15 protein-coding genes are annotated in these 16905 nt (G+C 32.4%); 1 reads left to right on the top strand and 14 read right to left on the bottom strand.

What is annotated here, in order from left to right:
* Positions 1–65: 65 nt before the first annotated feature.
* The 14 genes from CUL_RS0102890 to CUL_RS0102810 form a co-directional block, all read right to left on the bottom strand.
* Positions 66–860: an alpha/beta fold hydrolase gene (locus CUL_RS0102890; RefSeq protein WP_025640450.1), complete on the bottom strand. Its 795-nt coding sequence runs from the start codon at positions 858–860 to the stop codon at positions 66–68.
* Positions 861–1941: 1081 nt separating this feature from the next.
* Positions 1942–2751 carry an alpha/beta fold hydrolase gene (locus CUL_RS0102875; protein WP_005588614.1) on the bottom strand — a complete coding sequence of 270 codons (810 nt, stop codon included), beginning with the start codon at positions 2749–2751 and terminating at the stop codon, positions 1942–1944.
* A gap of 284 nt (positions 2752–3035) precedes the next feature.
* Complete coding sequence (fabG, locus tag CUL_RS0102870) at positions 3036–3776, bottom strand: 3-oxoacyl-[acyl-carrier-protein] reductase (protein ID WP_005588613.1); 741 nt, start codon at positions 3774–3776, stop codon at positions 3036–3038.
* Positions 3760–4791: a 3-oxoacyl-ACP synthase gene (locus CUL_RS0102865; protein ID WP_025640447.1), complete on the bottom strand. Its 1032-nt coding sequence runs from the start codon at positions 4789–4791 to the stop codon at positions 3760–3762. The genes fabG and CUL_RS0102865 overlap by 17 nt, the downstream gene beginning before the upstream one ends.
* A gap of 13 nt (positions 4792–4804) precedes the next feature.
* Positions 4805–6370, bottom strand: a complete 1566-nt coding sequence (locus CUL_RS0102860; RefSeq protein ID WP_025640446.1) for an AMP-binding protein — start codon at positions 6368–6370, stop codon at positions 4805–4807.
* A gap of 19 nt (positions 6371–6389) precedes the next feature.
* On the bottom strand, positions 6390–7004 hold the full coding sequence (locus CUL_RS0102855) for a flavodoxin family protein (RefSeq protein WP_005588610.1): 615 nt from the start codon (positions 7002–7004) through the stop codon (positions 6390–6392).
* Between the two features lie 63 nt (positions 7005–7067).
* Positions 7068–8582 carry a sodium:solute symporter family transporter gene (locus tag CUL_RS0102850; protein WP_025640445.1) on the bottom strand — a complete coding sequence of 505 codons (1515 nt, stop codon included), beginning with the start codon at positions 8580–8582 and terminating at the stop codon, positions 7068–7070.
* Positions 8583–9035 carry a hypothetical protein gene (locus tag CUL_RS0102845; RefSeq protein ID WP_005588608.1) on the bottom strand — a complete coding sequence of 151 codons (453 nt, stop codon included), beginning with the start codon at positions 9033–9035 and terminating at the stop codon, positions 8583–8585.
* A 210-nt stretch (positions 9036–9245) separates the two neighbouring features.
* Positions 9246–9836: a TetR/AcrR family transcriptional regulator gene (locus CUL_RS0102840; protein WP_005588607.1), complete on the bottom strand. Its 591-nt coding sequence runs from the start codon at positions 9834–9836 to the stop codon at positions 9246–9248.
* A gap of 93 nt (positions 9837–9929) precedes the next feature.
* Positions 9930–10943 carry a YkvI family membrane protein gene (locus CUL_RS0102835; protein WP_005588605.1) on the bottom strand — a complete coding sequence of 338 codons (1014 nt, stop codon included), beginning with the start codon at positions 10941–10943 and terminating at the stop codon, positions 9930–9932.
* Positions 10944–11052: 109 nt separating this feature from the next.
* Positions 11053–11793 carry an epoxyqueuosine reductase gene (locus CUL_RS0102830; RefSeq protein WP_157752610.1) on the bottom strand — a complete coding sequence of 247 codons (741 nt, stop codon included), beginning with the start codon at positions 11791–11793 and terminating at the stop codon, positions 11053–11055.
* 369 nt (positions 11794–12162) lie between these two features.
* The gene (locus CUL_RS0102825; RefSeq protein ID WP_025640443.1) at positions 12163–13656 is read right to left on the bottom strand and encodes a glycine betaine uptake BCCT transporter; all 1494 of its coding nucleotides are present in this window, start codon (positions 13654–13656) and stop codon (positions 12163–12165) included.
* A gap of 94 nt (positions 13657–13750) precedes the next feature.
* Positions 13751–15067, bottom strand: a complete 1317-nt coding sequence (gene grdH, locus CUL_RS0102815) for a betaine reductase selenoprotein B (RefSeq protein WP_081722742.1) — start codon at positions 15065–15067, stop codon at positions 13751–13753.
* A 13-nt stretch (positions 15068–15080) separates the two neighbouring features.
* Positions 15081–16406 carry a glycine/sarcosine/betaine reductase component B subunit gene (locus CUL_RS0102810; protein ID WP_025640440.1) on the bottom strand — a complete coding sequence of 442 codons (1326 nt, stop codon included), beginning with the start codon at positions 16404–16406 and terminating at the stop codon, positions 15081–15083.
* Between the two features lie 169 nt (positions 16407–16575).
* Between CUL_RS0102810 and CUL_RS16540 the strand changes: the two genes are divergently transcribed.
* The coding region (locus CUL_RS16540) for a transposase (RefSeq protein WP_025640439.1) at positions 16576–16905 on the top strand (330 nt) is incomplete at its 3' end.

Raw genomic sequence — 16905 nt, 5'->3', positions numbered from 1 at the left:
CCCTAGATTCTTCGGTTTCGCCTCAGAATGACAATTTTAACATAATCTGTTATCACTTTCAATTTTCAACCTTTCAAAAAATCCATTATAATGGATATATACTCTTCCGATTTTTCATACATGGCTGCATGACCTACCTCTTTTAGTATAATCCATTTAGAACCTTCTATTTCTTGGTGAATTAGATATTGATATTTAATAGGAGTAAGGATATCCAATTCAGAGCTTATGATTAATGTAGGTAACTTAATATCTCCTATCCTATTCTGAATATTATAATCTATTGCACTTTGTAAACCCCTGCTAAATCTCTCATACCATTTATCGTTTAAAATTTTGGATAGAATCTTCTTTTTCTCTTCTATATCTTCATAATTCTTTTCATAATAATTGTAGGAATACATATAGGGTAGAACTATACTAGAAAAAATATTCCCATCAAGAGTAGATGCGGCATAATCCCAGGTCTTTCCTATTTCTTTCATAATTTTTGTAGTATAACTGTCTGTATTAGATAGTATTAAAGACTTTACTTTATGTTCATATTTCAATGTAAAACTCAGAGCTACCTTTCCACCATAGGACATACCTACCAGATGAACTTTCTCAAGTTTAAGCTTATCTAAAAACTCCTTTAAAAAATCAGCTTGAGTTGTAATAGTATAGCCACCCTCATAGCTATCAGATTTTCCCTGATCCAACAAGTCGACAGTTATCATCCTATAATTCTTAGATACGGTTTTAATGAAAGGAGACCAGCTATTGGTAGCCATCATCATTCCATTTAAAAAGACTACAGGCTCACCGTTTCCATATTTTTTATAATATATATTTTTATTCATTATGTTTACATAAGGCATTTCATCATCTCCTATTTGGTTGTTAATATTAGTATAGCAAAAAAACCGAAGATTAACTTCGGTTTTTAGTAAGTTAGTAAGCTTTTAATATATTTAGATATATCTTTATCTTGAAGCAGCTTCTTTTACAATCTCCACAAGTTTTTGTGGATTTTCTAATACGAGGAAATGAGTACAATTTTCAAAAGCTACAATTTCTGAATTTGGTATGTTGGAATTTAAATATCTGGCTGTCTCGCTAGAATATAAAGTGCTCTTTTCTCCATAAATAATGAAAGTGGGTACAGTAATATTTTCAAGTACATCCCTATAATCATTTGCAGACATAGCAATCCACATTGAATACATTACATGTGGAGAGTTTGTGCTTGTCGCCTCATATATTGGCTTTAATTGTTCTTCGCTTAAATATGGAATAGCTTCTTTGATAAAAGGTTTTGCAAAATCCATCCAACTATTACACATGGTTGTTAAGGCTTTAAACGTATCATCTACTGTAAACCGTCCATGATATAGACCCAATTTCCATTCATCGTCATTTATCAGTTTTGGTGTCATATCAACTATGCAAACGGAGGATAAACGTNTAGCCATTCTTTAAGACTTTTTAAGCCATGCTGAAGAGCTGAAAACTTCCTTATTTCTGATGTTGGTTTGCAATTCAAGGCACCCTTGGTGATACATGCTACTATGTTATCCCTATGAACATCCAACCCGCAACATATTTCTAATATTGCTTCCATTACCTTCACTCCAATATGTTTTAGTGACAAGATTGATAGCCTGAGAAAATCTAAAATTTCACACACGTGCTATCAGTTTTATTCCTAAGAAGTAAAACTAATGCAACACTCCTTTGTACTCTTGGGCTATCAAGATAGGTTAGTACCCGGGGATCAACCGCCATTCTTATTATCATCCTTTTTTCTTGTCCCGTTTTTAAGATATCCATTTAATAGTAGTTATAAACATCTTCAACATAATTTAGGGGAACGATTATTAGTAGTCACTACATTTTCATTCCCCTTTGTGTCTTCAAGTCATGATGGTTAGTAAGCTTTTAATATATTTAGATATATCTTTATCTTGAAGCAGCTTCTTTTACAATCTCCACAAGTTTTTGTGGATTTTCTAATACGAGGAAATGAGTACAATTTTCAAAAGCTACAATTTCTGAATTTGGTATGTTGGAATTTAAATATCTGGCTGTCTCGCTAGAATATAAAGTGCTCTTTTCTCCATAAATAATGAAAGTGGGTACAGTAATATTTTCAAGTACATCCCTATAATCATTTGCAGACATAGCAATCCACATTGAATACATTACATGTGGAGAGTTTGTGCTTGTCGCCTCATATATTGGCTTTAATTGTTCTTCGCTTAAATATGGAATAGCTTCTTTGATAAAAGGTTTTGCAAAATCCATCCAACTATTACACATGGTTGTTAAGGCTTTAAACGTATCATCTACTGTAAACCGTCCATGATATAGACCCAATTTCCATTCATCGTCATTTATCAGTTTTGGTGTCATATCAACTATGCAAACGGAGGATAAACGTGAAACTCCAAAAGTCCTAACATAATCAAATATTATGGATGAACCCATAGACCAACCTACAACCGTCACATCCTTTAAATTTAAATATTCCATTAGTTCTTCTAAATCAATTGCAAATCGGTTAAGTGTTAATCCTTTATCTGGCCTGTCAGAAGCACCATGTCCTCTTAGATCATAGGTTATTACTTTAAAATCTTTACTTAACTCTTCCACGTGTGGCTTAAAACTAGTATGGTCTGCCGACCATCCATGAATAAAAACTATGGGTTTACCTTCACCATTAACTTCATAGTATAATTTTATACCATCACTAGTTGTAAATTTTGACATTAAAATACCCCCTAAATTTAAAACTGTATTATATTCATCTTGCAAAATATATGCCAAAACTTTATTTTATGTAGAAGCGTTGTTTTATGGCCACCATACTAATCAAAAATAAAAGTTCATGCTAAACCCCATACAAAATATTTGTATATTAATTGTTTAGTACGAATAAGCATACAATTATATGAATATTTAAATAAAACTGTACGATAATATATACAAATTCCATTTTCCTTCATACTATATGTATGCCCTTTCTAACAATTCTAAATATTTTTACTATAACTTTATATAACAACCCCTCCATCAACGCTTAAAACAGTTCCAGTGATAAAACTTGCCTCATTAGAAGCTAAAAAAAGATAAGCATTAGCTATATCTTCTGGAGTACCTAACCTTTTCAGTACTGATTTCTCCTTCATCATTTCTAATACCTTCTCAGGCATTTTTGCTGTCATTTGGGTTAAAATAAATCCTGGTGCCACCGCATTTACTCTTATGCCTTTTCTTCCTAATTCCTTAGCCCATGTTTTAGTCATGCCTATTACTCCCCATTTGGAAGCGGCATAATTGGTTTGCCCAAAGTTTCCATATATCCCCACTACACTAGCAGCATTCAATATTACTCCATTTCCTTGTTCTACCATATATCGTGATACTATTTGCCCACAATTAAATACTCCTTTAAGATTAATATCTATTACCCTATCCCATTGTTCTTCTTTCATCTTTATTAATGTTGCATCCGCCGTTATTCCTGCATTGTTTACTAGTATGTCAATTTTAGAGAATTCTTTTATTACTTTATTAGTTATTTCTTCTATTTCCAGTCTATTAGTAACATCTACTTTATATGCTTTTGATATCCCTTCTAACTCACTTATCTCTTTTACGGTTTTATTTGCTTCTCCTAAGTTTATATCCCAGACTGCTACCTTAGCCCCTTCTCGAGCAAATTTAATAGCTGTTTCTCTACCTATTCCACTGCCTCCACCTGTAATAATAGCTGTCTTATCTTTTAATCTCATGATATTCCCCCCATTTAATAGTCGTTGCTGCCCAAGTATACCCTGTACCAGCACCTAACATTACTACTAAATCTCCTTCCTTTATTCTACCTAATCTTTTCCCTTCAACTATGGATATAAAAGCATCGGCAGATTGACAATGGCCATAGTCTTCTAATACGAAGGAGTTTTCTTCAGATAGATTAAATCGATCAAGAATATTTTCTAATATGGATCTTTTCATGAAAATTGGTGCAATGAAATCAATATCTTTATTTGTATAACCACTCTTTTTAACTGACTTTTCTATTACAGATACGAAATTTTCCAAGGTAATAGGATCTAGTCTTTCTTTCATAGACTGGGGTTCTTTAACATCTAACATTATTGGATTATTATTTATTAAGCTAAAGTCCATTAAATTATTATTTCCTATATTATAAACGGCTACATCTTCTGCAAAGCTTCCATCAGTTATCATATGAGTTTCTAATATTATATTTTTTGTGCACCCTTTCTGTAATAATGCAGCACTGGCACCGTCACCAAAATTGAACATGAACCTAGATCTTTCGTTTTCATAATTAACTATGGAAGTTTCTTTTGATGAGGATACCAATAGCACGTTGTTTATATCTGGGTCGTTCAACATCATGCTCTTTAAAATTTGTAATGAAAGAACTCCTGCGGAGCATAAAGAATGTATTTCAAAGGCATTTGCATTTTTAGCACCTATTAAATATTGGATCTTTGCTGCAATATTCATCAAATAATAATCTTTGAATTCACTCCCACAATATACTACTAAATCTAAATCTAATGGATCAAAATTCTTTAATATTTTCCTAGAAGCTTTAATAGCCATATCAGATACTGATTCTTCCTGGCTAGCCTTATGCTTTTTTATTATCCCAAATTTATTTTCTATAACATCCTTAGGAATACCGGATTTCTTAGAAATAATACTGCTATCTTCTATCTCTTCTGGTACATATATCTGAATATCCTTAATGCCTACAATTCCGTCATAATTCATCTTATTTTCCTCCTTATTCATCTATTGTTCCATATAGTTTAACAACTGTTGATATTTCAATTTTTCCTACATTATTTTTAGGTATTTCTTCAACAAATTGTATATATTTGGGCACTTTATAGCCTGCCAATTGTTTTTTTAGTTTAGAAATAATTTCTTCTTTCGAAATCGTCATACCAGGCTTTAAGGATATTATAGCTTTGCCTACTTCTCCCCATTTGTCGTCCCGTACACCTATTACACATACTTCATGTATTTCCGGTATATTGTAAAGGGCATTTTCTATTTCAGCAGGAAATACATTTTCCCCTCCGCTGATAAACATATTCTTCTTTCTACCTACTATATAGTAAAATCCATCCTTATCTTTTTTAACCATATCTCCACTGTGAACCCAGCCATTTATAAGGGTTTTTTTGGTCTCTTCTTCATTATCCCAATATCCAGAGAATATTTGTGGACCACTCCATAGTAATTCCCCAATTTCGCCTTCTTTAACTTCATTTCCATCATCGCCAACAATTTTAGCTCTCGTCAAATACATAGGTCTTCCAACAGAAGCATGTTTTTCTCTCATATCTTCAAAACTCATAATTTCTGCAGGAGAAGATAAATTATTTGGTCCTGCTTCTGTCATGCCATAACCTAAAATGAATCTTACCCCTTTTTCCCAAAATTTCTCCATTATATTAATAGGAGTAGGGGCTGCTCCTGCCATTACCCATCTTAAAGAAGAAAAATCAGTTTTTTCAAATTCTGGTAGATCAGTCATCATTCTATATATAGTAGCAGCTCCAAAAGAAAATGTTGGTTTTTCCTTATCTATTACTTCTAAGGATAATTTAGGATCAAATTGTTTGTTTAAAATTATTCTTCCACCTGCATGGAGCAAGGGTAGTGTAAGAAGATTCCAACCTCCAGTATGGAATAAAGGTAGCAATATGTGTGCACTATCATGATGAGAAATGCCCCAGGTTATAATTTCATTCATCGAATTAAATAACATTGCTCTATGGGATAACATTGCTCCTTTAGGCAATCCCGTAGTACCTCCAGTATGAATTATTAGATGTATATCTTCTAAATCCAAGTCTTCACAGTAAGCAGGCGAGTCATCACTATATTTCATAATGTCTTCATACTCGATTCCTAGTTTATCCTGATTTTTAACTGTGTCCCTAATTACTACATAATATTCTATATTGCAATTTTTCTTTATTTCCTCTATTTTTTCTTTAAAAACATCCTCAAATATCAATACTTTCGGTGTTTCTTTGTTTATAAGTTGAATTAATTCATTTTCAGACAATCTCATATTATATGGAACAAAAATTGCCCCAACTTTTCCCGTAGCATAGTAACCATCTATTAACTCAATTCTATTTCTAGATAAATAAGCTATTCTTTCTCCTTTTTGAATTTTCATTTCCTTTATCATATAATTTGCAAGTATATTTGCCCTATTATCTAAATCTTTAAAACTATATTTTATGTCATTATCTAAATCAAAAACAGCTTCCTTATCTGGAGATATTCTTTGTCTAAAATATGAATAGTTACCAATCCAATTATAACTCATCCTAAATTCCTCCTTGTAGTTATTTGTTTAACTGTTTAATGATATAAGCCATATTATGCCCTAAATGTTCCATTATTCCAATTCCTTCCTTATCATCTTCAGCATTTACTTGTCCACCAGAACCTGCGACTGCCATATTCCAATAATTTGAACCGGCAATAATACAATCATTTACCGTTGCCCACAATAGTAGTTGAGAAAATGCAAAAGTATGACCTGTTCTTCTAGCTACAGTAATTGGAGCCACAACTTTTCTAGAAAAAGCAGTTCCTTTCCAATCATAATTTTTATTTTCTTCTACCATTTCATTAGAAATCCAACGGCATAAAAATCCTGCCCTATCCAGTAGGCTTTTTAATTTTGGTGTAATAGATGCATGATATACCGGAGAGCTTAATATTATCCCATCAACCTTCAACATTTTGTTAAATATTTCTTGAAAATCATCTTTTATTATGCATTCTCTTTCCTTAACACAAGCATAGCAACCTGTACATTCAGAAATATTCTTATCTCTAAGGCCTACGAATTCTGTTTCTATATTTTCTTTTTCTAATACATCTAGAGTCAATTTGGTAAAATATTCAGTATTGCCTCCCTTTCTCGGGCTACCACATATTCCTATTACTTTCACGTTAATCCCTCCCATTATTTATCATATAGACAACCCATTGCATAATGGGCTGTCTATTGTTCCTTATAAATCTATAACCATTTTAACCTTTTCATCTAAATCATCTTCAGTAGCACCTTTGGTAAATAAGGACACAATTACAGTCACTAGTATTGAAGCTGTAATAACATTTACATACCAAGGCATGCCACCAGGCCATTTAAATCCTGTTCTTTCCAACAATAAGGAGATTACATTCAATATCAGAGAAACAATCAACCCACTTAAAACACCTTGGCTACTTGCCCTATCCCATAGAAGTCCTATTACAAATACTGGAAAAGTTGCAGACATTAAAGTTCCCCAGCCAAAAGTTCCTAATATTGCTACCATACTGTCACTTGTTAATGAAAATATTATTGAAAGTATTCCAAGAATAAATATTGTGATTTTAGAATTTCTTATTTGTTTTTCCGGTTCTACTTCAAATCCCAATGCACTTGGTAAATCCCTTGATATAATACCCGCAGAAAGAGATAAAAACATACTTGCCGAAGACATAGCTGCAGCTAAAATCGCAGCATAAACAAATAATTGAGCATATAGGCCTAAGTAATCTGCAAAAGCAAATATAGCTGTATCAGGATTAGATAATGGGGGAATAAGTCCTCTTCCAACTAAAAACAATGCACCATATGCAACAACTACAGCCATGAACCCGACAACCATATGGGAAAGAGAGGCATATAATCCCATTTTAGGCATATCCCTTGGATCTTTTAATGCATACATTCTCGTCAATACTTGAGGTTGACCAACAGTGCCCAATATTGGTATTAACATCCAAGTCATAGCCACTGATCCAGGCATGATTCCCCATGCATCTAAAAAACCAGAACTAAATTCTTTTACTATTTCTCCGCTTGTAACAGTACCAGCAGTAGAAACCACTTCCAAAACGGATTTAAATCCTCCTGTTACTTTAAAAAAAGCTATTATCATTATAAAACCTGCTACAACCATCACAAAACCTTGAAATGCTTGGGTTAAAGCCCCACCAACTTCACCACTTATTGCTGTATAGATGGTCAAAACTCCAAATATTAAAAACCCAGCAAGTATGGGATTTAATCCTAGTAGATGACCAAAGAGCTCTGAACCTGCTTTGATTTGGGAAGCTAAATAGGCAATACATCCAATAAAAATAATTATTGACATTAGAACCTTTATACCTCTATTATTATTAAATCTTAAGTCAGAAATGTCTCCTAAGCTAGCCACAGGTCCAACTTCTGCCATTGCTCTAATCTTTTTACCTAGTATTATATATGCCATGGGAAACGCTCCTGAGGACAACATCCAGAATGTCATAGCATTTCCAGTTGAATAAATTATACCTGGAACACCTACTAAGGCAAAAGCACTAGCTACGGCAGCCATAGAAGAAAACCCCACTACAAAAGGCCCAAATAATCCTGTACTTCCAAAATATGCTTGAGCAGTAGTTGCTTTTTTCTTCGCCCACCAGCCAATGATAAAAGAAATTACAAGCATTCCAAAAGAGAACAATGTAATTAACATCTTTGTTTTACCGTCCATTTAACTAACCTCCTTTTTTCCATCTATTTGCCCTATTTTCTTTATAAAATTATTCCAATCTTCATCCGAAAGCCATAAATCCTTATAAAGTACAAAACCTAATGTTAATGTAAGCACCCCGCCAATCCAATAGGTTATCACTGTCCATGCAAAAGAAGGGTGAAAACCTAGTATTGTAAAACTTGGCATAGTTCCAGTAAATAACTTCCCATGATAATCTGAAAGAATAAAACTTAAAACCCAAAGTATAGCCCATACCATAAGAGGATATGTAAAGAATTTTTTGTTTAGTACCCCTTGATTAGCCGCACCTATAGACATGTAAACCAACATAAGAAGCACCCCTAAAATCATCCCTAGAATATACTGTCCCTTCCAACCACATACGGTAATTATAGCCCATAATATGGTTGTTAAAATAATCATAGATGTGATTTTTTCTTTTAATTTCACCTTTTTCCCCCCATTTCTTAATGATATGAAATATGAATCATATTTCATGTTTGTTTTTATATTATCATGCAAACGTTTTTATGTCAATATTATTTTTAATTTTTCTGAAATTTCAATAAAAATAATAGGTGATATCCTTTTAAATTATTAAAAGGATATCACCTATTATTTTGACATTTAAACAATATATCCTATTGATAAAATTAAATATTATTTAAATATTCCAGATTTCATAAACCTCATAATATCATCGATTACTTCATCAGGTACAGGTTCATCATTAAAAATTATCCATTTAAGTCCTACAAAATTAGTTATACCCATAAGGCAATAGGCTAAGGTCATAGGGTTAATATCAACCATTTCATTGTTTTTCTGAGCATCTTCTATTCTCTTAACATATCTACTTGCAAAATTATCATAATATTCTTTGAACAATTTTTCATCAACAAATTGAGCTTCCCATATTATTTTATATAACCCAATATGTTTTCTTGCAAAATCAAAGAAAACTCTAAATCCTATACGTTCTTCCTCATATCTATTTTTACAATTCTTAGTTGCAATAGCAATTTCTTTTCTAAGGTTATAGCTTAAATCCTCAAGTAAATATCTAAAAATGCTTACTTTATCTTTGAAATAAATATATACTGTACCAGGGGCTACTTCAGCTTTTTGAGCAATATCTGTTATTGAAGTATTATAATACCCATTTTGGCTAAATAACTCTTCTGAAGCTCTACATATTCTATCCATTGTTTCTTGTCCCCTTGCTGTTTTGGGAATATTTACATCATTCAATTATTACACTCCTTATCTATATATGTATTATCTTCTTATATAGAAAAACATTATGGATTAATTATAGCAAAACCTTTACAAATGTTCAATATGCTAAACCCTCACCAATACCCCTACCATCATTGCAAATCCAATTACTCCAAAAATAGGATATATTATTCCCACTAGATTTGCAAATCCAACCTTAGCTAATGGAATAGCTGTTATACAGAACAAAGCTGTAATTGGGATTTTATATCTTTCCTTAGATATTCTATTCATAAATCCAAATCCATTGGCCAATGCAGTGGTAAACATGGCAATCCAAAGAATAATAGCGTATAGTTTTCTATAGTTTTTACCTATGTAGTTGCATATTCTTAACATGGGAATATCTAAATTTGATACCTCATTATAATATATAAGCGTGGAAGTTAATATGGAAATTCCAAGAACAGATAATATTATTCCTCCTGTTATTCCACTTTGTATAGCGGTTTTTTTATTGTTGATTAATGGATATAAGGATGAAAATACTATTATTATTATTAAAGAATTAGAACCAAAGTATAAAAAAGAGGAAGTTATGAAATTGCCTTTACTAGTAATAGCTGCTCCTTCAATATTTGAAAAATTGCATCCTTCTCTTATATTCACATATATAGATGTAAATACTATTCCAATAATCAATAAAGGTACTAATATGGAGTTGATAAAGGATATGCCCTTTAGACTAAATAAAAAAACTATGAAAGCAAAAAATACCATAACAAGGATTCCAATATTATATGAAAGACCTAATTCATCTTTAAATATGGCTCCAGAGCCAGCTATCATTACACTAAATCCAGTATACAAAGAGAAAATCATTATTGTATCCAATAGAAATCCAAATTTTTTACCAAATAGATTGGTTATTAATTCATCAAATCCCCGTATTTTATTATTATATACCTTTATTAAAAATAAACTACCTACCAGTGAGAATAGTAATCCTGATATAAGCATACCCCAAATTCCTTTAAGACCATAAATCCCGAAGAATTCTATGATCTCTCTACCTGAAGCAAACCCTGCTCCTATTACTGTCCCTACATATATGGATGTAATTTTAACCCAGTTTTTCATCTAAAGCCTCCTTCCTGCTAATTAATAATATTAGAAAAGGGGCTTATCCTATAACTGAAATATAATCCTAAATAATAATTGATTAAAATATTTTCTAGGATATAAAATATTATTTAATATAGGCCAATGGACATACACTTATACATTTACCGCATGTATCTGCACCAAATTTATCCTGTTTTTGATTCGTATTACAGACATATTGACAAGCAAACTTATTAAAGGAATTCGGCTCTAAAGCATGAACTGGACATATTTTAAAACATAACCCACAAGAGCCATTTTTGCTATATAGGCATCTATCTTCTACTGGTTTCATTTCTTTATATATAATAGCCGAAGTTAGCACAGAGCAAAATCTACCAGCCGACCCCTTTTCCGTAATAACCATTCTATTCGCCCCAAATTTGCCCATACCTGCAATAACTGCTGCACTCCTGTGGGACCACATTGATTGCATATCTTTAGGATCATATGTATGTGTTGCCTGAATTGAAGTAGCTGAATAACCTAAATTATTTAAATACTCAATTATTAATGAATTAATCTCATCAAAATAAGAATTAATAATTGCATAAGCCTCGCCCCACAGTGATGAACCTCCAACGACTTTTTTCGGCTCTTCTACAACCTCCTTGGTAAACGGTACAAAGTAACTTATTACAGTCTTGGCATCTTCTAATAATTCATCTGGATTTAAATGCCAATCTCCAATTATTTCTTTTAATTCACCATACCGCTTGTCTTTTGCTGATGAAAAACCAACAAGAGGTTCTCTAAATAAATCTGGCCTCTCTAATGAAGCCACCTTTTCTATTATCAGTTTATTGATATCACTTGCAATATTCATCAATATTTTTCTCTCCTTTCTTCAATTTGTATATAGTGAACATATTGTCACAATAAACATGCTTATTGTAATAATATAAATTATTTATAATAGAACATTATATCTATCAGCTTCTATGTAGATGATATTTACTTTTTTATTGAGTCTACGTCCTTACATAGATATATATTATCCCTTTGAAATTGGAATTTTCCCTTAATCCATTAGTAAGTTTAGATTGTTGCTGAATTAATAATTTCCTCATATATATTAATAGAGAATTTCCTCTTTTTATGATTTTGGTAGATTACATTATATCAAACAGAGGATAATTCTCTATATTTTTTGTATTACAATTTTTACATTAAATGTAAATCATATTTTTGTTAATTATATTTTTTCTTCTTTAAATGCTTTCATTAATGATACCATTGCCAACAACATTACAAAAATAAATGGAAAGGCTGCAGCAACAGAGGCTGTTTGTAAGGCTTCTAATCCACCTGATAGTAATAATGCAGCTGCAAATAGAGATTGTATAAGTCCCCATAATATTTTTTTATTATTACTTGGATTTAAATTCCCTTCGGAAGTAAACATTCCTAATACAAATGTAGCTGAATTGGCGGAAGTAATAAAAAATGTGCATAATAATGTTACTGTAATCAATGATAATATACTTCCTAAAGGATATTCGGCAAGCACCTGAAATAGTGCTGTTTCAGGAGCCTGAGCGGCTATTGATAAACTCTCTAATCCTAACTTATCAGCTAAATTTATTCCTAAAGATCCAAATGCAGAGAACCAAACAACTGATGCTAAGGCTGGAGCTAAAATAACCCCTGCTATAAATTCTTTTATAGTTCTTCCTTTAGATATACGAGCTATAAAACTACCTACAAAAGGCGCCCAAGCTATCCACCATGCCCAATAAAATATTCTCCAACTATTTAACCAGCTATTATCCCCAAATGCACTTATACTCAAACTGTCCCTTATAAAATCATTGATATATTGACCTAATCCATTAGTAAAATTATTTATTATTACTAAAGTTGGTCCTAATATTATAACAAGAACTAATAATCCAAATGCCAAATATAGATTTATATCACCAAGAATCTTAATACCTTTATCTATACCAGTCACTGCAGTCCAAATGAATAAAAATGTAACAATTGCAATAATTATCATTTGAATTAATATGGTCTCTGGAATATTAAAAAGATAATTTAATCCACTATTGATTTGTAAAGTACCTAGTCCTAAAGATGTAGCTACACCTGCTACAGTAGCAAAAACTGCAAGAATATCTATTAATTTACCAATTGAACCATTAACCCTTTCTTCCCCGAATAAAGGTATAAATATGCTACTTATTAGACCAGGTTTACCTTTTCTAAATTGAAAATATGCAAGGGCAAGGCCTATGATGCTATAATTAGCCCAAGGATGAAATCCCCAGTGCATAAAGGATGATTTCATAGCAAAATCTGCAGCTTCTACCGTTCCAGGTTCTATACCAGCAACAGGGGCTACGAAATGAGAAATTGGTTCAGCTACTCCCCAAAATACTAGTCCTATACCCATACCTGCTCCAAATAGCATAGCAAACCAAGAAGCATTACTATATTCAGGTTTAGAATCATCTGGGCCTAATTTTATATTCCCATATTTACTAAAGGCTAGGAATATGGCAAATACAACAAATAATAGCATAGATATTAGATATGACCAACCGAAATTATTTGTTAAAAAACCTAGCAATGAATTTGCAAAGTTTGCAAAACTTGTCTGTCCTATTATACCCCATAGGACTACAATGATGGATAAAGCTAGGGATATATAAAAAACTTTATTATCTTTTTGTTTTATATTATTCATTTTTCCCCTCCAATTAAATATTTTTAATGTTTAATACTTTAATCAAATTTCCAAAAAAGGGTGATAAAATTTATCACCCTTTCATATTTTATAACTATATTTTAACCTTAAATACAGTTTGCTCTTTAACATCTGTAGTCAATGCTTCTAAAGCTACTCCAACTCTATGATATCTTAACTTCCATTGTTCCTCCTTTGATGTATTCGGATCTCCCAATGGATAAGGTATTGATATAGTTGGAACTATCTTGTTTGAACCAACAGTTTTAGCTACGGGGATTAGATTTGCCATTTGAACTATAGGTATACCTGCTTTTTCTATTTCTTTTACTATTGTTGCACCGCAACGTGTACAGGTACCTCAGGTAGATGTCAATATAACTCCATCAACACCCGCTTCTTGTAAATCCTTTACTATTTCTTTGCCCATTCTAGCAGCTTCCCCTTGAGTTGTTCCCGTTCCAACAGTAGAGTAGAAATAATCGTGGACCTTACCTATTTTACCTTCTTTTTCATATGCTTTCATAACATCTAATGGAACTATAACATTTGGATCTGCATTAGCAGCTGCAGGATCAAAGCCAGCATGGATAGTTTTAAATATTCCAGATTCTAATCTATCTATATTTGATACATCGTATTTACCCCATCTAGTAGCTGAAGCTGATTGGATTCTGTCTGGATTATCTACAGGTACTATACCACCTGAAGTTACAATAGCTATTTTTGCTTTCGACAGATCTTTTATAGGTTCTGCTATAGGTACTATATCTTGTTCTGGTATAGGAAGTTCCGTTTGGAAAGGCTCTCCGTGAACCTTCTTTAATAACATGTCTATTACTCTATCTGCTGCATTAACAGATGGTGTTAACCAAACTTGACGTCTAATTCCCCTACCATAATAACCTTCTTCATCGGCAGATAGAAGTTCTTCACCATTTAATATTTTATTACCAAAAATCGCCATTTTTTTAATATCTTTTCTCATAGCAGCAGCACTTGCCCCGCCTTTAAATATATAGATATGTTGGCGAAACATATTAACACCAGGATTTTCTTCATTCATGGAAGATATAACTGGAACATTGAATTTTTCCTTTACGGCCTTTCCTATATGACCACAAGCACTACCATATCTACCTGCTCTAAAAGCTGGTCCTGCAAAGAAAATATCAAATTCTTTATCTTCTAAAAATCCTAATATTGTTTTTATTGCTTCTTCAGTGTTAGATCCCATATAGTTATCACCACATATAATTGTGTGAGTAACTTTTACATTTTCACCTAATTGTTTTTGTAATTCCATTGCTGGACCTACTAAACCTTCCCTTATTTCAGGTGGAAAATCTGCTTTTTCTTCTCCTCCAATTTGTCCGAAAAATTGATTTATATAAAGTATAGCTTTCTTCAATTGGTACACCTCCTTAAAATTCTTTCACAGTCTTAGTTGACCAACCAACTACTTGATCTCCACAGAACATGGAATTGTTTTCCATTATTATGGATCCATCTTCTCTTACTGAAGGTCCAAGAATTTCGTCGCCTGCCCATCCTCCAGCAAATCCATCTCTTCCTAAAGATTCTAATTCTCCTAAAACAGTTTCCATAGGAGGAAGTTCTATTAATTGAGATACATCTCCACAGGATACAATAGCATCTGCTTTAGGATCTAAAGTAACTAATGGTTGAGACTTTCCATCTCTACCTGTACATTCATTAGTTAATCCAACAGTTTTAACTCCAGCATCTTCTAAAGCTACTAAACACGCTATAAAATCTGCGTCTGGGTTTCCATACCCTTCTTCTGCAACTATTGCACTGTCTGCACCTAAAGATTTAGCCATTTGGGCTACAAATAAAGCAGCTCTTTCTTTTTGATCCAAGGCAACATTTAAATTGGACATTATAATACCCAAAAAGTTTAAGGTCTTTCCATGTTCTTTGTACAGTCTTCTAATCATAGGGAAATTTTGAAAATCATAAGTTGACCACTTAGATGAACAAGGCATGAAACTACCTGATATTATTGCTCCATCTAAAACTTCATTTGGATGCATAAATGTTGGTAACATCCTATTAGAATCCCATCCATATATTAAATCATTATACCCTAATTCCTCCATTTGGGACTGAGGTTGAAGTACTAGTACAACGGATGGTAAATCCTTTATATTATCAGAACGTTTTGTAATAGGTTCTAACTCAAAAGTTTCTATTTCTTCTGGTTCTAGATCTTTTACGCAAGAGGCAATATATTCTGCTAACCTCATTCCAGCCCATCTTAAGGCTCTGTTTTTCTTTTGTTGTTCTTTTTTCTCAAATTCTTCGTCTGTATCTGCTACTAGTACAATATTTTTTAATTGAGAAAAATAGGTATATTTTGCCCCTTCTCCACTCATATCTATTAAACCATCTTGAAACCCACCCCAGTGCTTTCCTACAACTAGTACACTACAATCTTTAAGAGCCAATGTTCTACCGTTACCTGCTTGCATTAATTCTCCAGTGACTCCTGGAAATACTGGTCCACCTTCCACTCTCGTCCTTGGCTCAATAGCTTCCTTTACAGGCACTAATCTTACATTATCTCCTGGTTTTACTATAAATAAATCTGCTTCTGTTATATGTTCATCTTCTTTTACTACTTCTAAGGCTTCTTCCTTATTAATAGTTAATACGCCTTTTGAATAAGAAATTCTGTCTCCAAAAACAATGTCTTTTACATAAAAATTACCTAATTCAAGTTTCACTTTTAACACTCCTTTCATTGTTATAAAGTTATAGGCGTTTGCGAAACGCCATAACCCGCATAAATACGGGATATTTTTTTCATAAAATAATATAACTCCTCACCGATTTATGGTAAAATTGAAGTGTCAAGCAACAAATCTACCAAAACCCGAAAGGAGTTATATAGATATGATACCACATAAACAGCTTTCTTTGGCAGACATTTATTCAGATTGCAAAACTTTTTTTGAATCTGATAAACCTAAGTTTCTTTCATTACTTGAAAATAACATTAATCTTGATGAGTTTATTCCTATTTCTTTTTACCATCACTTTTATGCTTCTACTGGAAGACCTCGTGAATACAAGCTTCATTCAATGCTATGGGCTTTAATTATTCAAAGGATTTTTTCTATCCCTACTGATACCCTCTTAATTACTTTTCTTAAGTATTCAAGTGAATTAAGAGAATTTTGTGGGTTTGAAAAAGTTCCTGATGGTTCTAAATTTACCCGTTTC

This window comes from [Clostridium] ultunense DSM 10521 (genome assembly GCF_000511955.1).
GTDB lineage: Bacteria > Bacillota > Clostridia > Tissierellales > Tepidimicrobiaceae > Schnuerera > Schnuerera ultunensis.
Note: the sequence above shows the minus strand (reverse complement) of the source record. Positions and strands in the feature narration are given on the sequence as shown.